At 68.9% G+C, this 19,443-nt stretch carries 18 protein-coding genes; 6 read left to right on the forward strand and 12 right to left on the reverse strand.

Features of this window, described 5'->3' with window-relative positions:
- Positions 1 to 12 precede the first annotated feature (12 nt).
- Positions 13 to 177, reverse strand: coding sequence for a 50S ribosomal protein L33 (gene rpmG, locus ACWD04_RS05935; RefSeq protein WP_451128549.1), 165 nt, complete (start codon positions 175 to 177; stop codon positions 13 to 15).
- A 464-nt stretch (positions 178 to 641) separates the two neighbouring features.
- On the opposite strand from rpmG, the gene ACWD04_RS05940 reads away from it, so the two are divergent.
- Positions 642 to 2,075 (forward strand): PP2C family protein-serine/threonine phosphatase, encoded by a 1,434-nt coding sequence (locus ACWD04_RS05940; RefSeq protein WP_451128551.1) that lies wholly within the window; start codon positions 642 to 644, stop codon positions 2,073 to 2,075.
- A gap of 102 nt (positions 2,076 to 2,177) precedes the next feature.
- Here the strand turns inward: ACWD04_RS05940 and ACWD04_RS05945 are convergent, their stop codons facing one another.
- Entirely contained in the window at positions 2,178 to 3,674 is a 1,497-nt protein-coding gene (locus ACWD04_RS05945) for a DNA-binding protein NsdB (RefSeq protein WP_451128553.1), read from the reverse strand.
- Positions 3,675 to 3,905: 231 nt separating this feature from the next.
- Between ACWD04_RS05945 and ACWD04_RS05950 the strand changes: the two genes are divergently transcribed.
- Positions 3,906 to 5,042: an aminoglycoside phosphotransferase family protein gene (locus tag ACWD04_RS05950; RefSeq protein ID WP_451128555.1), complete on the forward strand. Its 1,137-nt coding sequence runs from the start codon at positions 3,906 to 3,908 to the stop codon at positions 5,040 to 5,042.
- A gap of 104 nt (positions 5,043 to 5,146) precedes the next feature.
- Here ACWD04_RS05950 and ACWD04_RS05955 read toward each other — a convergent pair whose 3' ends face one another.
- Positions 5,147 to 6,478 carry an N-acetylmuramoyl-L-alanine amidase gene (locus ACWD04_RS05955; protein ID WP_451128557.1) on the reverse strand — a complete coding sequence of 444 codons (1,332 nt, stop codon included), beginning with the start codon at positions 6,476 to 6,478 and terminating at the stop codon, positions 5,147 to 5,149.
- Positions 6,479 to 6,716: 238 nt separating this feature from the next.
- On the opposite strand from ACWD04_RS05955, the gene ACWD04_RS05960 reads away from it, so the two are divergent.
- A complete protein-coding gene (locus tag ACWD04_RS05960; protein ID WP_451128559.1) occupies positions 6,717 to 8,981 on the forward strand; it encodes a terpene synthase family protein in 2,265 nt (754 codons plus the stop codon).
- Here ACWD04_RS05960 and ACWD04_RS05965 read toward each other — a convergent pair.
- A complete protein-coding gene (locus tag ACWD04_RS05965) occupies positions 8,920 to 9,420 on the reverse strand; it encodes a hypothetical protein (RefSeq protein ID WP_031095964.1) in 501 nt (166 codons plus the stop codon). The genes ACWD04_RS05960 and ACWD04_RS05965 overlap by 62 nt on opposite strands.
- A 46-nt stretch (positions 9,421 to 9,466) precedes the next feature.
- Positions 9,467 to 9,868, reverse strand: coding sequence for an ACT domain-containing protein (locus tag ACWD04_RS05970; RefSeq protein WP_451128561.1), 402 nt, complete (start codon positions 9,866 to 9,868; stop codon positions 9,467 to 9,469).
- Positions 9,869 to 10,006: 138 nt separating this feature from the next.
- On the opposite strand from ACWD04_RS05970, the gene ACWD04_RS05975 reads away from it, so the two are divergent.
- The gene (locus ACWD04_RS05975) at positions 10,007 to 11,077 is read left to right on the forward strand and encodes a right-handed parallel beta-helix repeat-containing protein (protein WP_451128563.1); all 1,071 of its coding nucleotides are present in this window, start codon (positions 10,007 to 10,009) and stop codon (positions 11,075 to 11,077) included.
- Between the two features lie 34 nt (positions 11,078 to 11,111).
- Positions 11,112 to 12,197, forward strand: a complete 1,086-nt coding sequence (locus ACWD04_RS05980) for a methyltransferase (protein ID WP_451128565.1) — start codon at positions 11,112 to 11,114, stop codon at positions 12,195 to 12,197.
- A 73-nt stretch (positions 12,198 to 12,270) separates the two neighbouring features.
- On the opposite strand, the gene ACWD04_RS05985 is transcribed toward ACWD04_RS05980, so the two are convergent.
- The 7 genes from ACWD04_RS05985 to ACWD04_RS06015 all read right to left on the reverse strand — a co-directional run bounded on the left by ACWD04_RS05985 (position 12,271) and on the right by ACWD04_RS06015 (position 17,523).
- Entirely contained in the window at positions 12,271 to 12,603 is a 333-nt protein-coding gene (locus ACWD04_RS05985) for a TcmI family type II polyketide cyclase (RefSeq protein WP_451128567.1), read from the reverse strand.
- Positions 12,604 to 12,622: 19 nt separating this feature from the next.
- Positions 12,623 to 13,102 (reverse strand): SRPBCC family protein, encoded by a 480-nt coding sequence (locus tag ACWD04_RS05990; protein ID WP_451128569.1) that lies wholly within the window; start codon positions 13,100 to 13,102, stop codon positions 12,623 to 12,625.
- A gap of 1 nt (position 13,103) precedes the next feature.
- Positions 13,104 to 13,361, reverse strand: coding sequence for an acyl carrier protein (locus ACWD04_RS05995; protein WP_451128571.1), 258 nt, complete (start codon positions 13,359 to 13,361; stop codon positions 13,104 to 13,106).
- Positions 13,362 to 13,376: 15 nt separating this feature from the next.
- Positions 13,377 to 14,627, reverse strand: a complete 1,251-nt coding sequence (locus ACWD04_RS06000; protein WP_451128573.1) for a ketosynthase chain-length factor — start codon at positions 14,625 to 14,627, stop codon at positions 13,377 to 13,379.
- The gene (locus tag ACWD04_RS06005) at positions 14,624 to 15,892 is read right to left on the reverse strand and encodes a beta-ketoacyl-[acyl-carrier-protein] synthase family protein (RefSeq protein WP_451129218.1); all 1,269 of its coding nucleotides are present in this window, start codon (positions 15,890 to 15,892) and stop codon (positions 14,624 to 14,626) included. The genes ACWD04_RS06000 and ACWD04_RS06005 overlap by 4 nt, the downstream gene beginning before the upstream one ends.
- Entirely contained in the window at positions 15,892 to 16,335 is a 444-nt protein-coding gene (locus tag ACWD04_RS06010) for a cupin domain-containing protein (RefSeq protein ID WP_451128575.1), read from the reverse strand. Before ACWD04_RS06010 ends, ACWD04_RS06005 begins: the two co-directional genes overlap by 1 nt.
- 69 nt (positions 16,336 to 16,404) lie before the next feature.
- Positions 16,405 to 17,523 carry a TcmI family type II polyketide cyclase gene (locus ACWD04_RS06015; protein WP_451128577.1) on the reverse strand — a complete coding sequence of 373 codons (1,119 nt, stop codon included), beginning with the start codon at positions 17,521 to 17,523 and terminating at the stop codon, positions 16,405 to 16,407.
- A 273-nt stretch (positions 17,524 to 17,796) separates the two neighbouring features.
- Here ACWD04_RS06015 and ACWD04_RS06020 point away from each other — a divergent pair, with 273 nt between their 5' ends.
- The gene (locus ACWD04_RS06020) at positions 17,797 to 19,431 is read left to right on the forward strand and encodes an FAD-dependent oxidoreductase (protein ID WP_451128579.1); all 1,635 of its coding nucleotides are present in this window, start codon (positions 17,797 to 17,799) and stop codon (positions 19,429 to 19,431) included.
- Positions 19,432 to 19,443 lie beyond the last annotated feature (12 nt).

Here is a 19,443-nt window from a genome sequence, read left to right on the forward strand (position 1 = left end):
TGCCGTCGGTCGTCAGCGGGCCTCGCGGAACATGACGTGACGCCCTGCGGCCGGGTCGAACTTCCGCAGTTCCAACCGGTCAGGGTCGTTGCGCCGGCTCTTCCGCGTCACATAGGTATGGCCGGTTCCAGCCGTGGACCGAAGCAGGACGACGGGCCTGGTCTCACTGCGCGCCATGGGACCTCCAGAGAGAGTGCCGACCCCGCCCCCAGGATGGGAAGGGGCGTCGTTTTCATTACCGGCTTCGACAACACCTACGGGTACACCATCATTCCCACACTCGAACGAAGGTGTGACACGCACCTGACCGCGTCGTCGAATGCTTCTTCGATCAACGGCTTGACCGACTGCGGCAGCCAATGGATCACGGCTCCGCATATGCTCCGATCCCGGCATGCGCGAGCCGCGCATGGCCGCAAGCGCGGGCGTACGCTGCCCAGTTCACTCCGGGTGACTTGGGTCAACTTCCCGCCGAAGGCAGAGGTGTTCGTCGGACTGTCACCTCGCTCAGCCGTCGGCATATGCCGGAAGCAAGAACGTACCAAGTGTCGCCAAACCCCTTACGGGGCCCCCGAGCCTGTGCCACAGTCGTGTTCGGTCCACCCCACGAACCGGCCGTACCGCCCGTATCGGAGTACCAGATGCCGTCCCATCTGTTTGCGGACCGCCCCACCCCACAGCCGCCCGAGAGGGACGTCGTCGATGCCCTGATCGACCGGACCCGACTGCTGCGCGGCGACGTGGACGCCGTGCGGCGCGACAGTTCCGTGATCGACGACGACGATCCCCAGCTGCGCTGGCAGCGGGCGCTCTGCGAGCTCGCCGTCCATCAGCTCGACGATCTCGGCGAGCATCTGGGACAGCTGCGGGACGGCATCCCCTACACCATGGCCGCCGGGCTCGCGGAAGAGCCCTCCGAGGAAAAGCCGACCGCGCCGCCGATGGGCTCGCTCCTCAGCAGAGTGGGCAGCGCGGAGTGGAATCTGCTCACCGACGAGGTCCATTGGTCCGACGAGCTGTATCAGATCTTCGGCAGGGCCCCGGGGACAGGGGCGCTGCCTCTGGACGAACTGCCGTCCCTGCTCCTCACGGAGGACCAGCCCCTCCTGACGTCGATGGTGACCGACTGCCTGGTGGACGGCAGGCCGATAGACGGCGAATTCCGGATCCTGCTGCCCGACGGCGGTATGCGCACGCTGCACATGATGGGCGAACCCGTTCTCGACGCGGACGGCTGCACCGCTTCCATGTGGGCGGTCGTGCGCGATGTCAGCAGGCTACGGCGCAGCCATCACATCGTGTGCAGCACTCGGAATGCGTTGCGGCGCCAGGAGCAGATGGCCAGGGCCGAGCACCGGATGGCGGTAGAACTCCACGAAGCTGTTCTTCCACCGTGGCGCGGCTCACTGCCGATATCCGGCCGGAGAACGCACGGCCTGGACCTCGCCGGCCGTTATCTGCCGTCGGGGTCGAGCGATCTGATCGGTGGCGACTGGTATGACGCGCTGCCGCTCCCGCACGGCAAGACTCTGCTCACCGTCGGTGACCTCACCGGCCATGGGATCCCGGCCACCTCGGCCATGGCGATGCTGCTGGGCGCGCTGCGAGGCATGGCCCTTGCAGGTGTCGACCCCGGTGCGATCATGGGCCATCTGAACGTGCTGACCGAATGCTCGGCACAGCCTGCCCTGGGCAGCGCCGTGTGCTGCCGCTTCGACTCTGCGAGCGGCGTTCTCGTCTGGGCACAGGCAGGGCACCCCGCGCCGCTGCTGTTCCGCGACGGAGTGGGGCGTCCTCTGCCCGCGCCGGACGGGGCACTGCTCGGGGCGGCATCAGGAGTCACCTACGAGCAGGACCAGGTGGACCTGCTGCCGGGCGACGTGCTCGTACTGCACACCGACGGACTCACACGACAGAGCGACCGGGGCGCCTGCCCGGACATGCTTCTGGGACTGGCGCCTCGGTTCGCGCAGGCCCGCACGGCACAGGACTGCGTACGGACCGTGGTCGAGGAGCTCGGATCGGCCGAACGTCTCGACGATGCCTGCGTATTGGTGGCCCGCGTGGAGGGGTGAGAGACTTTTGGGTCACCCCGTACCGTAGGAGACCTCCGCCACGGCAGAGCTGTCCGGCCTCAGAACAGATATCGTCCCGAGCGCGTCGCCGGCGATGCCGGGTCAGATCTGGGAACCTCTCACCTTCTTGGTGGACGAGCGTGGAGGCAGGGCAAGTTCGATCTCCTCACGCAGATCCTCGATCTTGGCGTAACCCGCGAACTGACCGGTGAGCCGGTACATCTCCCGCAGCCGGTCCCACGTCCGGTGCGAGGACGTCTCCCCCATCGACACCAGGGCGAGTCGTGCGTAACGGTCGGCCTGTTCGGGGTCGTCAGCGATGAAGCACGCCGAGGCGAGCGAAATGTAGTCGAAGATTTTGGACCGCTGACGGCCGTTTATCCGCAGGCCAAGTGCCTGCTTGGCGTGTCGCTGAGCAGTGGAGGCCACACCCGGGTCGTGCTCGGCCAGGGTACGGAAGGCCAGGGCCTGCATCCCGTGCAAGTCCGCCTCGTCGAACATCTGCATCCAGCTCGGCGGCGGCACATCTCCCTTGTCCGAGACGAATAGCTCCTCGGCTTCCCCTAGGGTGCGCCGCATGGCCTGCCCGTGTCCCATCGACGCCTGCGCCCAGGCCTCGATGGTGTGCAGCATCGCGCGGGTGCGCGGCAGGGTCTCCTCCCCGCAACCGGTCTTGGCGAGCTTCATCAGGTCCAGGGCGTCGTCCGGCCGTCCCAGGTGCACCATCTGGCGTGCGGCGCGGGAGAGCGCCTCGCCCGCGCGCGGACGGTCGCCGCCCTCCCGCGCCGCGTGGGTGGCGATCACGAAGTACTTCTGTGCGGTGGGCTCGAGGCCGACATCGTGAGACATCCAGCCGGCGAGGACCGCGAGGTTGGCGGCGACGCCCCAGAGACGGCGCTGCAGATGCTCGGGGTGGTGGTAGGCGAGCATGCCGCCCACTTCGTTGAGCTGGCCCACGACGGCCTTGCGCTGGAGACCGCCTCCTCTGGAAGCGTCCCAGGCCCGGAACACCTCGACCGAGCGCTCGAGAGCCTCGATCTCCTCGGAACCGATGGGGGCGGCCTCGTACAGGTCGAAGCCGGCATTTTCGGCGTACAGCGGATCGTTGAGTCGGGAGCCCCGGGCCGCCGGAGCCGGATCGGAGTGCAGCCAGTCGTGCAGGGCGCCGGTGAGAGCTGAGCCAGCGGCGAGCGCGGCGCCCGCGCCCACCAAGCCGCGTCGGTTGAGCATGAGGTCCATTCCCGTGAATTCGGTGAGGACCGCTGCCGTCCGTTCGGGCGCCCACGGCAAACCGTCGGGATTGTCTTCTGTCCCGGCTTTTCGCCGCTTCCCCACACGCCCGCGCCGGCCGAACCCTAGGTCCTCGATGGTCACGACACGGCCGAGCCGCTCGGTGAACAGAGCTGCCAGCACCTCGGGCACGGGATCGCGAGGGGACTCCCCCATGTCGATCCAGCGCCGCACCCGCGAGGTGTCGGTGGCCAGTTGGAGGTGGCCCATGGCCGCCGCCTGCCTGTTCACCATTCTCGCGAGTTCGCCCTTGGACCAGCCGGCCAGGCCGAACAGGTCAGATAGGCGGGTGTTGGGTTCTCCGGTCACGTCAAGCCCCCAGGTTCTCGGCTGACTTGACCCTAGCTCCCCCGCGAATGCCCGGCGAATATTCGCCAGGGTTCGCCAGGGGGCGCTAGATGTTGTGCCACCCGCCGTCCGGTGTCAGGTAGGAAAGCGCCACCCCGCCCGGCAGCCCTAGGTACTCCCCAGGGTGCCGAACGGCCGCCGGCCGGGGCGGCGCACGCAACTTGTCGGCGCACGAAGGGATCTGTCTCGCCCATGTACACAGCATCGTCCTCCGTGTCCGCCCCGCCCCGGCCGCTTCGCCCCTTGGGGACGGGCGGCGGGCCGTATCTCGACCCCCGCGCCGCGTCACCGGCGTCCGGCCCGGGTCGGACCCGGCGGGCGGCGGGGCCGGGCTCCCAACCGCTCAGCGGAAGACTGGACCTGTCCGGCGCCCAGGGCGCCCAGCTACGCATGGTCATCGCCTCGGTGCACCGCATCTGCCCCGAGTTCAATCCGGTGCAGGTGCTGCGCCGCAGCGGCCGCTCGGTGCTCATCGTGGGCACCACCGGCCGCGCTACCGCGGTGGCCAAGTGTTTACTGGATCACTCCCCCGCTTGGACGGAGCGGTTCCGCCACGAAATAGCGGCATACCGCGCGTTCGTCAGGCACCGCCCGCCGGTCCGGGTCCCGCGGCTCATCGCCGCCGACCCGGAGAACTGCACCCTGGTGATCGAGCGGATGCCCGGCCGTGTCGCCGCGCTGACGAGGCATCCTGCGGAAGCGCCACCCCGTGCGGACCTGCGGGCTGTTCTCGGCGCGGTCAGCCAGGTCAATGCCTGGAGGCCGCCGGCCGGTCTGTTCGACGCGCCCCTGGACTACGCCTCACGCATCGCCCGCTATCACGAATTGGGACTGTTCACCGATCGTGATCTGGGTGACCTGCAGAAGCTGTTGCACGGTCTGGCTCATGCGGGCGGCCGGCAGGGCATGGGCCAGTTCTGCCATGGCGACGCTCTGCTCTCGAACATCCTGCTGCCGCCCACCGGTCCCGTGCTGGTCGACTGGGAGCACGCCGGCTGGTATCTACCGGGATACGACCTGGCGACGCTCTGGGCAGTGCTCGGTGACGCACCGGCGTCACGGCGCCAGATCAGCCAGCTGGCGCAGACGAAGGGCGCCGCTGCCCGTGACGCTTTCCTGGTCAACCTCATGATCGTGCTGACCCGGGAGATCCGAACGTACGAGACGGCTGTCCAGCGTGCCATGCGTGAGGGTGCTACGGCCGGGGGCGGCCAGGCGCGGCAGGGTGTGCTGTCCTCGAGCGAGGAGCAACGACTGCTGCTGCGCAGGCTGCACGACGACTGCGCGATGGCCCGGCGGGCCGTGCGCGCAGCGGTGGGGACACGCTGACCACGCCGGTTCGACCGGCCCGACCGACGAGGGGGGAAGCGCGCTGCGGGACCGGTGCCGACACACGGGTCCCGCAGCGCAGCGTTCAAGGTCTCAGCCGCTGCTCATGATCCGGATCGCACCACATCGACGTCGGAGGCCTGCACGAAGCCGATCCGGTGGCCGATCTGCACCGTCACATACTTCTGAGTTCCGCGGAAGTATGTGTGGTCGTACGGCTTCGAAGCGTTGATCGTCGGTGCGTAGTAGTAACCGGTGGGCGCCTCGCCACCGCCGGGGAAAGCCTGCCCCGCCTTGATGGTGTAGACGAGTGGGCTGCCCATGCTCGGCTTGACGAAGTCCAGGGGGTACTCCGCCTTCTCCGGGTAGGCGACGCCGTACACCGGCACTTCCGCCTTACCTTCCTTCGGCCGCACCACATGGCCGGACGTGGGGCTGACGACCCGGGTCCCTGCCGGGGTGCGGAACCACGCCTTCTCCCCGTACCACCAGATCGCCGTCCAGCCGGGTGCTTTGTCGGCGACAACCGCCTGCTGGGCGGCGCTGATTTTGCTGCCCCAGTCCGCAGCGCAGTTCGTCCCCGGCGCACCGTCCGAATGCAGCCCCGGGTCGGAGAAGAGCGGCGAGTCCGCGGACGGCCCGATGCGCAGTTGGACCGCACTGCTGCCCTGGCGGGGCAGGTCGACGCCCTTCTCGCAGTCGCGGAATTCCTGCTGGTTCTCGGTGAAGTCCGCGCTGACCGTGACCAGTTCGCTGCTTCTGGGAGCGCTCGGCACGGTGGGTGCGCCGAGCAGTGCCATGAAGCGGTTCCAGTCCCAGTAAGGGCCCGGATCCCAATGCAGGTTGTGGGTGCCGGCCGCACTGGTGGGCGGGACACCGTCGTGGCCGAGGATGTGCTGCCGGTCGAGCGGAATGTCGTACTTCGCCGCCAGGTGGCGCACCAGTCGGGCGGTCGAGCGGTACATCTCAGGGGTGTACCACTTGGCGCCCTCGGCTGCGACGCCCTCCTGTTCGATACCGATGGAGTGGGTGTTGAGGTACCAGTTGCCCGCCTGCCAGGCGACGTCCTTGTTCTTCACCATCTGGGTGACATGACCGTCGGACGAACGCACCACGTAGTGGGCGGAGGTCTGGTCGGCCGGGTTCTTGAAGATCTTCAGGGTGGTGTCGTAGTCGGCCTCGGTGTCGTGCAGGACGATGAACTTGATGGCGTCGCTGTCCGGCCGATTCGCCGTGTCGTAGTTTCCGTAGGTGTCTTCGTCCGCCGGGTCACCGGTCCGCTGGTAGGCCGCGGGGATCCAGTCGCAGTCGAGATTGCGCGGGCATTCCGGTCGTGCGGTGTCCGCGCCGGCCGCCGCCGGGGAGAGAAGCGCCATGCTCAAGCCTCCCGCCGTGGTCAGTGCGAGCGCGAGTCTGACTCTCTGCTTCGACGTCATGACAACCCTTCATGGGCTGGGCGGCAGAGCGGTTCCTATGGGTGTTTCCCACGTACTTCGGTCGGCGCACACTCTGTGGCGGGAGGTGTTGGCGAGTCAAGAGTGCAGTCTGCCGCCAGACCAGAGCTTGTGTGACTATTCGACGCTGTGCGTACCCCGGATGGCCGAGGGGTAGTGCTGGCGCCGACAGGACCAGCCCGCGTGGACCGCGCGGAGTTCTCGGAAAGGCCGGATGCACATGGCGCAGCCCTTCTCACTGCCGGACTTCTACGTGCCGTACCCGGCACGTCTCAATCCTCATCTGGAGGCGGCCCGGAGCCACACACGGACGTGGGCGCGCGGAATGGGGATGCTGGAAGGCTCCGGAATCTGGGAGGAGAAGGACCTCGAATCCCACGACTACGCGCTGCTCTGCTCCTGCACCCACCCCGACTGCTCGGCAGAGACCTTGTCCTTGGTCACCGACTGGTATGTGTGGGTCTTCTTCTTCGACGACCATTTCCTCGAGCTGTTCAAACGCACTCCGGACCGTGAGGGCGGGAAGCGGTATCTGGACCGGCTGCCGGCTTTCATGCCCATGGAACGGGGCGCGGCGACGCCGGAGCCGTCCAATCCGGTGGAAGCGGGGCTGGCCGATCTCTGGGCCAGGACCGTGCCGGGCATGTCCGATGCCTGGCGGGCTCGGTTCGCCGAGGCGACGGAGAATCTGCTCAACGAGTCCCTGTGGGAGCTCTCGAACATCAACGAGGGACGGATCGCCAACCCCGTCGAGTACATCGAGATGCGCCGCAAGGTGGGCGGAGCGCCGTGGTCGGCGGGGCTGGTGGAGTACGCGGCGAACGCGGAGGTGCCCGACGCGGTGTCCGGTTCACGCCCGCTGCGGGTGCTGAGGGACGCCTTCTCCGACGGCGTGCATCTGCGTAACGATCTGTTCTCGTACCAGCGCGAGGTCGAGGACGAGGGCGAGAACAGCAACGGCGTGCTGGTCCTGGAGAAGTTCCTCAGCTGCTCTACCCAGGAGGCGGCGGAGGCGGTCAACGATCTACTGACGTCCCGCCTGCAGCAGTTCGAGAACACCGCCCTCACCGAAATCGGCCCGCTGTGCGCGGAGAAGGGGCTGACCGCCGACGAGACGGTCGCCGTCCTGGCATACGTGAAGGGGCTCCAGGACTGGCAGTCCGGCGGTCACGAGTGGCACATGCGCTCCAGCCGCTATATGAACGGCGGCGGCGCGGGAGAAAGCGTGCCCGGTTTCGGCATGGCCGCCGCATCACTCCGCTTCACCCCGCGCTCGGAATCGTTCCGCAGGCGCAGCCACACCCATGTGCCGTTCCAGCACGTCGGCCCCTCCCTGCTGCCCGACTTCGACATGCCGTTCGGCACGACGCTGAGCCCGCATCTGGACGGGGCGCGCGTCCGGATCGTGGAGTGGTCACACCGGATGGGGCTCCTGGAAGCGCAACCGGGCGTGCCGGGTTCACACATCTGGGACGAGGAGCGCCTCGTCGCGACCGATCTGCCGCTCTGCGCGGCGGGGCTGCATCCCGATGCGACTCCGGACGAGCTCGATCTGTCCTCGGGGTGGCTGACCTGGGGGACGTACGGCGACGACTGGTTCCCGGTGGTGCACGGCCGGACCCGTGATCTGGCCGGGGCGCGGCTGGCCAACGAGCGGTTGTCGCTGTTCATGCCACTGGACGGATCGTCTGTCCCTGAGCCCGTCAACGCCCTGGAGCGGGCGCTGGCCGACCTCTGGCGCCGGACGGCGGAGCCGATGGACGAGGACGCGCGGCGGACCTTCCGGGAGGCGGTGGAGTCGATGACGGCGAGCTGGCTCTGGGAACTGGCGAACCAGGCACAGAACCGGATTCCCGACCCGGTCGACTACATGGAGATGCGCCGGGCCACGTTCGGTTCGGACCTGACGATGAGTCTGTGCCGGCTGGGACACGGCAGGAAGGTGCCGGACGCGGTCTACCGCAACGGGCCGATGCGGTCCCTGGAGAACGCGGCGGCGGACTACGCGTGCCTGCTCAACGACCTGTTCTCGTACCAGAAGGAAATCGAGTACGAGGGCGAGGTGCACAACGGCGTCCTGGTCGTGCAGAACTTCTTCGGGGTGGACTATCCGACGGGGGTCGCGATCGTCCACGACCTGATGAATTCACGGATGCGCCAGTTCCAGCATGTCGCCGAGCAGGACCTGCCGGTGCTGTACGACGACTTCGATCTGAGCACGGAGGCGCGAGAGGTCCTGGCCGGGTATGTGGTGGAGCTCCAGCACTGGCTGGCGGGCATCCTGATCTGGCACCGGGACTGCAGACGCTATCGCGAGGAGGATCTCCGGCGGGGCACCGGAACCCCGTGGCACGTCAGCGGGCCCACGGGGTTCGGCACGTCGGCGGCGCGGGTGACGCGGCTGCTGACGACGCAGGGACGTTTCAGCCCTGCTGGAACAGCTCCGCGGGAAGTGGCTTCAGCAGGGCGTACAGATCGTCCGTGATCGGCCGGTCCCAGCTGGCGATGGTGACGAGTACGCCGTCGCTCCGGTCGAACTGGACGCAGGAGATCCGGCTCTCGGAAAGCTTGATACGGCGCACGATCAGCAGGCTGTCGCCCTGCATGACGGGCACGTCCTCGGTGCCGGTCACTTCGACCGGCTCGTCGTTCTCGAGGGCGAGGAGCAGCTGGGCGACCTCGAAGGGCACCTGGCCCTCTTCGGTCTCGCGGGCCGGTGAGCCCTCCGGGAGATTCCCGATGATCATCGCGGGGCCGCGGCCGCCGAACAGGTCGTAGCGCAGGAACACGCCCTGACAGCTCCCGTCGGGAGCGGGGAGCAGACCGGCGCCGAGATTGCCGGGCCAGTCCCCCGGATCCATGGCCAGGACATCGAAGTCCGGGCCCGCGGGTGTGGCGGCGCTACGGCGGCGGAGGAAGGACATGCTGCCATGTTACGTGTCCCGGCTCACGTTGCGGAGCCGGGCACTCCTACGCGGACTCCACCGCCAGCGCTTCGAGCACCTGGACCGCCTCGGTCGCACGCGCGTACGGCACGAACAGATGGTCGTGGTGGAATCCGGCGACCACGTTGCAGCTGATCCCGGCGTCCGTGAGGGCCAGGGAGACCGCCGCGGTCAGTCCGACGGAGTCCAGTGCAGAATGCACACGGAGGGTGATCCATCCGGCTACGAAGTGGTACGCCAGTCCTGATGCCACGGCTTGCGCCTCGGTGACGACGAGGGTCAGCCCTTCCTCCTCGGAGACGGTGACCACCGGAGCGACACCGGCGGGCACCTCACCGCCAGGTACGGTCGTGTAGACGTAGCGGCCGGGCATCAGCCCCGGTCGCAGGCCGTGCAGCAGTGTTCGAAGATCTCGCTCGCCCGTCATGGGGCCCACGTTACGGCCGCCCGAGGTCATGGGGGCTGCGGGGGGTAAGCCATTCAGGCACGCCTTGTATCCATACGCTCACCTTGTGTGGCACCGGCGGTTGATCGCCCATAGCTTCGGCTCATGAGGAAAAGACACATGAAATGCCTGGCGGGCATCACCGTCGCGACGGCCACGACCCTGGGCCTCGCGGCCGTTCCGTCCGTCGCGTCCGGTGACAGCGACCTTGTGGTGCGCCCGGGCGAATCGATCCAGAGCGCGGTGGACGCCGCGAAGCCCGGGGACACCGTCGTCGTCCTGCCGGGCACGTACCGTCAGAGCGTCCTGATCACCACGCCCGGCCTGACCCTGCGCGGGACGGGTAAGAGGACGGTGATCACGCCGGCGGCCGCGAAGGGGGCCAAAGCCGTCAACGCCTGCGCCACGGGCGGAAACGGCATCTGCGTCATCGGGACGAAGGGCCGAACGGTCGACGATGTCCACATCCGCTCGCTGACCGTCTCCGGTTTCGACAAGAGCGGCGTCTGGGCGTCCTGGACCGACGGGCTCTCCGTCCTCAGGGTGGCCGCCCGTAAGAACGGCACCTGGGGCATCGCGCAGGAGCGGTCCACGCGCGGCGACTTCCGGCACAACACCGCCACCGGCAACGGCGACGCGGGCATCTTCGTCGCCAACTCGGTCAGCGAGGAGGGCGGAGCGACCGATACCGGCGGGACCCTGATCGCCGACAACATGGTCAGCGGGAACCGCATCGGCGTCACCGCCCGCCGGGTCCGGAACCTGGTGATCGACGGCAACACCCTGACCGGTAACTGCAGCGGCGTGTTCGTCGTGGGTGACGAGTCCAAGCCCGCGGCCGGCGCGATGACGATCAGCGGCAACCGGATCCTCAAGAACAACAAGTTCTGCGCGGCGACCCCCCGCCTGTCCGCGATCCAGGGATCCGGCATCGTCCTCACCGGCAGCGAGGCCACGACCGTACGTTCCAACATCATCCGGGACAACGTCGGCTCCACCCCGCTCTCCGGCGGCATCCTGCTGTTCAAGAGCTTCGTGGGCGCGCTGAACACGGACAACACCATCAGCGAGAACCTCGTACGCGGCAACAAGCCGGCCGACCTCGCCAACCGCGACACCGCGGGCACCGGCAACAGCTTCGTCAGCAACACGTGCGGGACATCCGTCCCGGCCGGGATGTGTGCCGGATGACGGCACACCACCGCACCAGGAGAAAAGAGACGGTATGACCACCGTGAGTCCCACCCCCGACACCATCCCCAGCGCAACTCCACCCACCGCGCCGCACGTTGACGCCGCCCATACCCCGCCGCCGTCGATGCGGCTGCGGGAGCTCGCGTTCGGAGCGGCCTGCGCTGCGGCCGTGCGCGCCGCGGCCAGGCTGGGCGTCGCCGACGCGTTGGGTGAGAAGCCGGCATCGGCCCCGGAGCTCGCACTGGTCGTGGACGCCGAGCCCGTACCTCTGCGGCGGCTTCTGCGCGCGCTGTGCTGCTACGGGATCTTCAGCGAGACGGCGGAGGGGAAGTTCGTCCACACGGAGATGTCGCGGCTGCTGCGCGAGGACGACCCGAACAGCTTGCGGTACATCTCCCTGTGGTGCACGGAACCGTGGACCTGGGAGGTCTGGCCGCGGCTCGAAGACGCGGTGCGCTCCGGCAAGAGCGTCTTCCCGGAGACGTTCGGCAAGGGCTTCTTCGAATATCTCCACCAGGACGCGGGCGAGTCCGCCCAGGTGTTCAACCGGGCCATGACCACCTCCAGCGTGCAGTCCGCGCAGGATGTCGCCGACCGTCTGGACCTCACCGGGGTGTCCTCGGTCGCCGACATCGGCGGCGGTCAGGGGCACGTGCTCGCGAGCCTGCTGGAGAAGCACCCCTCGGTCCACGGAACCCTTCTGGACCTGCCGGGTGTCGTGGCGCGTGCGGACGCGCGGCTTCGGGACGGCGGGCGGCTCGCCGGCCGGGTCCGGATCGTCCCCGGGGACTGCCGTGAGGACATCCCGTTCGAGGCGGATCTGTACATCATCAAGAACATCCTCGAATGGGACGACGAAAGCACCCGCAGGACCCTCGCCAACGTGGTCGCCGCGGCCCGTCCGGGCGCCCGTGTGGTGATCATCGAGAACCTCGTCGACGACACCCCGTCGATGCGGTTCACCACCGCCATGGACCTGCTGCTCCTGCTCAACGTCGGTGGCGCGAAGCACACCCGGGAAAGCCTGGTCGGGCGCATGTCCGACGCGGGCCTGCGGGTCGGTGAGATCCACCCCGTCAACGCGTACCTGCACGCGTTCGAGTGCGTCGTGCCGTAGCGCGCGGCCCCGGCGCACCGAGTCGCCCCGGGTCCGGCACTCAGGTGCCGGGCCCGGGGCGGTCGTCTGTGTGTCAGGCGGAGCCGTCGCGCTGCCAGCGGTAGAACTGCTGCGCCATCGCGTCCTTCGGACCGCGCCAGGTCTGCGGGTCGTAAGGGCTCACGAAGGCGGTCAGCTGCTCGCTGACGGCCTTGAACTCCGGGTGCTCCGTCACCTTGGCGATCTCCGGGCCCGGGGGCCGGTCGGATTCGATCAGGTGCAGATACACATCGCCGAACTGGAACAGGGTGCGCCTGTTGACGCCGACGAGGTGGGGCAGTTCGGTGTTGTCGGAAGCCTCGAAAAGCTTCGCGATGTCCGGTGCGGATCCGGGCGCCATCCGGGCGACGATCAGTGCGTGGTGCATCCGGCTGCCTTTCCGGGCATCAGTTGGCGGGGACCGAGGCAGTGCGGCGTTCCCGGTCTCGCTGCTCGATCTTGTCGCGGATGAGTTCCAGCTGGACGCGCGAGTTGCGGTTGATGTTGTCGGTCATCCACGCGTCGTCGACCGGTGCGTCGGGGCGCATCGCGAAGTCCTGGCGCCAGTGCATGCGCGTGCCGCCCGGGACCTCCGAGTACTCCCACCGGATGTCCATGCGCTGGAAGGGACCGGTCTCGACCCGCCGGGCGCGTACGTTGCGTCCCTGGCGGTCCGTGGTGCGCTCGGAGACCCAGCTCCAGACCTTGCCGTTGTCGTCGGGGTGCATGGTGAGGCGGAAGGTCGTCTTCTGCCCCTCGCGCTTGAGCACCTCGACGGCCGCGTACTCGCTGAACAGCGTCGGCCAGTTCTCGAGATCGTTCGTCACGTCCCAGACGAGGTCCAGGGGGGCTGCGATGGTGATCTCGTTCTCGGTGTGTCCGGACACGTCAGGCTCCTGTCACGAGGGTGGCGTTCACGAGGTCGAGGAACTCGCCGGGCGTCTTGCACCGGTCGGCGTCGACGGGCAGCGGGTGGCCGTACCGGTTCTCGAGCGCGGCCACGATGCCGAGCAGGCCGAGCGAGTCCAGGCCGTACTCGTCGAAGGCCGAGCCGGGGCGGCTCTCCATCTCCGACGGGTCGACCGTGAGGCCGGCGCCGTTCTTCATCAGCGTGGCCAGTTCTTCGTAAGTCAGCTGAGCGGTCATGAGGGATACTCCTTCTCACAGCGGGGTGTCGGTGGGGCGGCGCAGTACCAGGGCCGAGTTGGAGCCCATCAGCCCGCGGCTCAGTACGAGCGCCGTGCGCAGTTCGGCGGGGCGCGCGCGCCCGGTAACCACGTCCAGGTCGTGGCACACCTCGAAAACGTTGGGCGTCGGCGGGATCGAGCCGTGTTCCATGGCCAGCACCGCGGCGGAGGTGTCGAGCACGGGTGCGCCGCAGTAGGCGCGGCCCGTTCCGGTCTTGGGCGCGGTCACCGGGACGCGTCGCCCGTGCGGGCCCAGGGCGTCGGCGATCGCCAGGGCTTCGGCCCGGTCCGCGGAGGGCACGCCCATCGCGTCCGCGAAGACGACGTCGATTTCCTCAGGAGCGCAGTCCGCCTCGCGGAGTGCCCCTTCGATCGCCCGGGCGAGTCCCGCGCGGGACTCGTCCCACAGGGCCGCCCCGGTGAAGGTGGCGGCGTGGCCGGCCAGTTCGGCCCGGATGCGTGCGCCGCGGTCGCGGGCCGCCGTCTTCTCCTCGACCACCAGCATGGCGCCACCCTCGGCCGGCGCGAATCCGCAGGCGTCCGCGGTGAACGGCCGGTAGGCGCGAGTGGGTTCGTCGCAGAGGCTGAGGTCGTCGTAGCCGAGCTGGCAGACGACCGAGTACGGGGCGAGTGGCGCTTCGGCCGCGCCGACGACGACGGCGTCCGTGCCCCGCCGGATGGAACGCCCGGCGTGCATGAGCGCGTCCAGACCGCCGGCCTCGTCGCTGGCCACGACAGCACACGGCCCCTTGAAGCCACCCCGGATCGAGATCTGGCCGGTGCTGGCCGCGTAGAACCAGGCGATGGACTGGTAGGGGCCGACGAAACGGGAGCCCTCACCCCACAGCCGCTGCAGCTCGCGCTGACCGAATTCACCGCCACCTGATCCGGCGGCGGTGACCACGCCCACCTTGAACGGCGCGCCCTCGTAGTCCGCTCGTCCGAGCCGCGCGTCGTCCAGGGCGAGATCGGCGGCGGCCATCGCGTAGTGCGTGAATCGGTCGGTCTGGACGAGGAAGCGCTCCTCGATGTACGCGACCGGGTCGAAGTCCCTGACCTCGCCCGCGACACGCAGCGGGAGGTTCTCGCACCCTTCACGGGACACGAGGTCGAGGACGCTGACACCGTCCTGGGTCTGCTTCCAGAAAGCACCGGCGCCGATCCCGTTGGGGGCGACGACACCGATCCCCGTGATGACGGGGCTGCGGTTTGCCGGGGTGTTCATAGGGTCCTCCCGCCTGATCGGGTCATCGCGACAGCGGACTGGAATCCGCCGAAGCCGCTGCCGACCGAGAGCACGCTGCGCAGCTTGAGGGGCCGCGCGGTGCGGGGTACGTAGTCGAGATCGCAGTCGGGGTCCGCGGTCTCGTAGTTGGCCGTCGGCGGCACCGTCTGGTGCTTGAGAGCCAGGACGCAGGCGGCGATCTCGATCGCTCCGATGGCGCCGAGGGAGTGGCCGACCATCGACTTGATCGAGCTCATCGGCACCTTGTACGCGTGCGCGCCCAGAGCCCGTTTCACCGCTGCCGTCTCGTGCCGGTCGTTCTGCTTGGTGCCCGAGCCGTGCGCGTTGACGTAGTCGACCTCCGTTTTGTCGAGGCGGGCGTGCGCGAGGGCGGTGTTGATGGCCTCGGCCATCTCCAGCCCCTCCGTGGTCAGCCCGGTCATGTGGTAGGCGTTGCCGAAGGTGGCGTAGCCGGATATCTCGCAGTAGACGGTCGCGCCGCGGGCCCGGGCGTGTTCCAGCTCCTCGAGCACGAGGACGGCGCCGCCCTCACCCATCACGAATCCGTCCCGGCGGGCGTCGAACGGCCTGGAGGCGTGCTCCGGGTCGTCGTTGTTCGCCGAGGTCGCCTTGATCGCGTCGAAGCACGCCACCGTGATGGGGGTGATCGGCGTGTCGGACGCTCCGGCGACACAGATGTCGACCCGGCCTTCCTCGACGGAGTGGAAGGCGTACCCGATCGCGTCGAGGCCGGAGGTGCAGCCGGTCGAGACCGTCTGCACGGGCCCGTGTGCGCCGACCTCCTCCGCGACCGCGGAGGCGAGGGTGCTGGGCGCGAACGCCCGCTCCAGGTGGGCGCCCGCCGGCCGGTGGTCGACGTCCCAGCGCGCACCGCTGCCGCTGACGGCGACGTAGTCGTGCTCCAGGCGGGTGGTGCCGCCGACCGCGGTTCCGAGGGACACCCCCATACGCCAGGGGTCCTCCTTCTCGAGGTCGAGTCCGGCGTCGCCCAGCGCCTCCCTCGCCGCCACCAGGGCGAACTGGATGTACCGGTCCGAGCGGGCGATCAGGTCCGCGTCCAGGCCGCGGGCGACGGGATCGAAGTCGCACTCGGCGGCGATACGCGAACGGAACTGCGCCGGGTCGAACAGTGTGATGCCGCGTGTCGCCGTACGGCCGTTGGCGAGCAGGTCCCAGAACGCCGGAGCTCCGATGCCACCGGGTGCGACGACACCGACCCCGGTGACGGCCACGCGCCGGCGGATCATGAGGCCGCCCCCGTTCGTTCTGGCGGCGCGTAGCCGTCACTGGGGTCCGCGGTTTCCGTGACCTCGGTGTCCACGTGCCCGAGCTCGGGGCGGGGGGCGAGCGGGCCGAGGTGAAAGACCATGCGTGCTTCCACGTCACCCACGTTGCGGAAGCGGTGGCGGACGTGCGGCGGGATCAGCAGGCCCTGGTCAGGTCGCATCGGGTGCGATTCGCCGTCCAGGTCCACTTCGAGGAGTCCGTCCACGACGTACACGAACTCCTCGGAGTACGGGTGGTAATGCTCGCCGATACGGTCACCGGGGGCGACGAGGGCCAGCCCCATGAAGCCGCTGGTGGCGCCCACCGCCGTGGGTGTGAGCATGGCGCGCAGGTCGCCTCCGCGCCTGCGGTTGGGCTGAGTCTCGCTGAGGTCCACGATGCGAGGCCGGTGGGTGGTCATGGCTTTTCTCCTCCAGGCACGTTGTGCGGTGTGGCGGCAGCACGGGGTGGCCGCGCTGCCGGTGACGCATCAGGACCCGGCGGCCCGACGGTCGGTGATCAGGTTCATTTCGGCCTGCGCGAGGAAGCGCGCGGCCTCCTGGTCGGTCGTCGGTATGCCGTTCGCACCGCCGTCGAGCAGCCGGCCGAGCGTGGCCGCCTTGCGGTGGCCACCTATGCCGAGTGCCTGGGCGGGTTGTGCGTTGAGTGGGCCGCTCACTTCGAGGAGCCGCACCACGATGTCGTCACGCTGGAAGATCGTGCTGCTCTCGATGGGGCTGGATGCGTCGTTCGCCGCTTCCTCGTCCTGGCCGGCGAGCAGCCGGGCCAGTGCCATGCCGCAGCCTTCCTTGGCCTGGTAGAACAGCGAGTGCCGCTGGACGTCCGCGGGGGCGTGACGGCCGGCCGTCACATGGTGGACGGTCGGGAGCGCGGCCCGGGTGAAGAACATCCGGGCGGAGTCGGGGTCGCCGAGGTCGCGGTCCTGCTCCAGGTACGGGTTGATGGCCTCCTCGACGGCCCTGACCTCGGGCTGACGGGAGACGTGGCGCAGGGCTGCCATGAGGTCGCCCTCGACCTCGACCGCTCGCACGACACGGTTCCCGTGCATGAAGAGCGAGGTGCGGCGCAGCCGGGTGTTCTCGTCGACGCGCGCCTGCGGGGAGTCGTAGTCGGCGAGGATCTTCGCGACCCTTTCCTCCGTCCCCGGTTTCACCGTGAAGGTGAGTGCGTGACGTACGACGCCGTCGCCCAGTCGAGGGGCGGACTGAAGGCGACCCTTGGCAGGCTCAGGGGTGTTCTCGAACGCGGCCCCGGTCTCCCGCAGAACGCTGAAGCGAAGGGAGCGCGTGTCGCGTACACAGCTGTGCAGCGGCTGCACCGTCGCCACGTGCTCCTCGCTGTTCACCCAGGCGAGGAAGGGCGGCGCGCTCTCCCACTCACTGGTGATCAGCCACTGCGAGGGGTTCTCGATGGACTGGCACAGCTGGTCACTGATGTGGCCGGGGATGGAGGCCACCTGATTGCGCATGTGCTCGTACGCCTCGAGAAACTGGTTCTGGGCGCCGTCGTGCAGGTCCAGCAGCAGTATGACCCGGAGCCTCGAACCGTCGAAGGCGGACTGAGATATACGTTCCGAGAGGGTTGTCATCTTTCGCTCTCCTTCGAGACGGTGCGGCGGCCACGTCCCGTGGCCCCTCGTCATCCGTCGGTTTCGGTGGAAGCGGCACAGGTCCCTGCCCACCGGCGTGTGAAGTCCGCCCCCGCATCATGAGCATCGCTCCCGCGACTGATCGTGGAACGGCGGTACGGGCGGCGCGAGATTTATGAACCGTTCAGGTGAGGCGACGGCCGAAGCCCGGCCGAAGCCCTCCTACGAGGGCATGGACACTGCATCCGTCACGCGTCCGAGCTGGAGCAACTGATGAACGAGAACGTCGACCTCCGCGTACCGGTCCTCATCGTGGGCGGCTCCCTGGTGGGCCTGTCCGCCTCCCTCTTCCTGAGCCGGCTCGGCGTCCGCCACCTGCTGGTGGAGAAACACAGCAGCACCTCGACCCACCCGCGGGGGCGCGGGAACAACGTCCGCACGATGGAGCTGTTCCGGACCGCGGGTGCGGAGCAGCTGATCCGGGACGCCGCATCCGTACTGGCGGGCAACCACGGCATCCTCCAGGCCGGGTCGCTCACCGGCGACGACCAGGAGTGGCTGTTCAAGGAGATCGACCCGGGCGGCGGGCTCGCCAGGTTCAGCCCGAGCGGCTGGTGCCTGTGCAGCCAGAACGACCTGGAACCCGTGCTGGTCGCGCATGCCCGGGCGCAGGGCAGCGAGCTGCGGTTCTCCACCGAGCTGCTCACGTTCGAGCAGGACGCGGACGGGGTCACCGCCGTGATGAAGGACCGGGAGACCGGGGAGCACACCACCGTGCGCGCCGACTATCTCGTCGCAGCCGACGGACCCCGCAGTCCCGTCCGCGAGCAACTGGGCATCGGCCGGACGGGTGCGGGTGACCTCTTCCACAACGTGAGCATCACGTTCCGCTCCCGGCGGCTCGCCTCCGTGGTAGGTGAGCGACGCTTCATCGTCTGCTATCTGACCGATCCGGAAGCGGACGGGGCGCTGCTGCCCGTGGACAACGAGGAGCGTTGGGTCTTCCACGCACCCTGGCAGCCCGACCGGGGCGAGACGCTGGAGGACTTCACCGACGAGCGGTGCGCGAAGCACATTCGCAGGGCGGTCGGAGCGCCCGACCTGGACGTCGAGATCACAGGCAAGGCCCCGTGGCACGCAGCCGAGCGGGTCGCCGAACGGTACGGTTCGGGCCGGGTCTTCCTCGCCGGTGACTCGGCACACGAGATGTCCCCCACCGGGGCGTTCGGTTCCAACACCGGTATCCAGGACGCGCACAACCTGGCGTGGAAGCTGGCTGCGGTGATCGGCGAGGCGGCGGGGCCGGGGCTTCTCCGGACGTACGAGGAGGAACGGCTGCCGGTGGCGAAGGCTACGAGCGCACGTGCGTCGGCGCGTTCGGGAGAGCACAGCCACCCGGGGTACGCCGGTTCGCCCGGCCCCGGCGGCGGCCGCAAGGGCGGCATGCTCACGGTCGCTCTCGGTTACCGTTATGTGCGGGGCGCAGTCCTGGATGTCGATCCCGGCCTTCCGGTGGTGCCCGAGGGCATGAGCCTGACGGGCGAACCCGGCACGCGGGCACCGCACATGTGGCTCGGCCGGGAGGGCGGGCGCGTGTCGACGCTGGATCTCTACGAGAAGTCGTTCGTGCTGCTGTGCGATGCCCGATATCCGGACTGGCGTGCGGCGGCGGAGCAGGTGGCGAAGCGCTTGGCGGTCCCCCTGGACGCGTTCGGGATCGGTTCCGCGCCGGGCGCGGACCTGGCGCCCGAGGACGGGGCCGACTGGGCCGCCTCCCACGGCACGTCCACCGAAGGCGCCGTGCTGGTGCGCCCTGACGGATTCGTGGCCTGGCGTTCCGAGGGTGCGGCTGCGGACCCGGAGGCGACGCTGTACGAGGTCATGGTGACGCTGCTCGACCGCGGCTGACGCGTCAGGCAC

The sequence above is a fragment of the Streptomyces sp. NPDC002911 genome (assembly GCF_053591835.1).

What these genes read in the sequence shown, in the direction of transcription:
- rpmG (WP_451128549.1), bottom strand. Translation starts at nt 177, where the DNA reads ATGGCGCGCAGTGAGACCAGGCCCGTCGTCCTGCTTCGGTCCACGGCT.
- ACWD04_RS05940 (WP_451128551.1), top strand. Translation starts at nt 642, where the DNA reads ATGCCGTCCCATCTGTTTGCGGACCGCCCCACCCCACAGCCGCCCGAG.
- ACWD04_RS05950 (WP_451128555.1), top strand. Translation starts at nt 3,906, where the DNA reads ATGTACACAGCATCGTCCTCCGTGTCCGCCCCGCCCCGGCCGCTTCGC.
- ACWD04_RS05955 (WP_451128557.1), bottom strand. Translation starts at nt 6,478, where the DNA reads ATGACGTCGAAGCAGAGAGTCAGACTCGCGCTCGCACTGACCACGGCG.
- ACWD04_RS05960 (WP_451128559.1), top strand. Translation starts at nt 6,717, where the DNA reads ATGGCGCAGCCCTTCTCACTGCCGGACTTCTACGTGCCGTACCCGGCA.
- ACWD04_RS05965 (WP_031095964.1), bottom strand. Translation starts at nt 9,420, where the DNA reads ATGTCCTTCCTCCGCCGCCGTAGCGCCGCCACACCCGCGGGCCCGGAC.
- ACWD04_RS05970 (WP_451128561.1), bottom strand. Translation starts at nt 9,868, where the DNA reads ATGACGGGCGAGCGAGATCTTCGAACACTGCTGCACGGCCTGCGACCG.
- ACWD04_RS05975 (WP_451128563.1), top strand. Translation starts at nt 10,007, where the DNA reads ATGAAATGCCTGGCGGGCATCACCGTCGCGACGGCCACGACCCTGGGC.
- ACWD04_RS05980 (WP_451128565.1), top strand. Translation starts at nt 11,112, where the DNA reads ATGACCACCGTGAGTCCCACCCCCGACACCATCCCCAGCGCAACTCCA.
- ACWD04_RS05985 (WP_451128567.1), bottom strand. Translation starts at nt 12,603, where the DNA reads ATGCACCACGCACTGATCGTCGCCCGGATGGCGCCCGGATCCGCACCG.
- ACWD04_RS05995 (WP_451128571.1), bottom strand. Translation starts at nt 13,361, where the DNA reads ATGACCGCTCAGCTGACTTACGAAGAACTGGCCACGCTGATGAAGAAC.
- ACWD04_RS06000 (WP_451128573.1), bottom strand. Translation starts at nt 14,627, where the DNA reads ATGAACACCCCGGCAAACCGCAGCCCCGTCATCACGGGGATCGGTGTC.
- ACWD04_RS06010 (WP_451128575.1), bottom strand. Translation starts at nt 16,335, where the DNA reads ATGACCACCCACCGGCCTCGCATCGTGGACCTCAGCGAGACTCAGCCC.
- ACWD04_RS06015 (WP_451128577.1), bottom strand. Translation starts at nt 17,523, where the DNA reads ATGACAACCCTCTCGGAACGTATATCTCAGTCCGCCTTCGACGGTTCG.
- ACWD04_RS06020 (WP_451128579.1), top strand. Translation starts at nt 17,797, where the DNA reads ATGAACGAGAACGTCGACCTCCGCGTACCGGTCCTCATCGTGGGCGGC.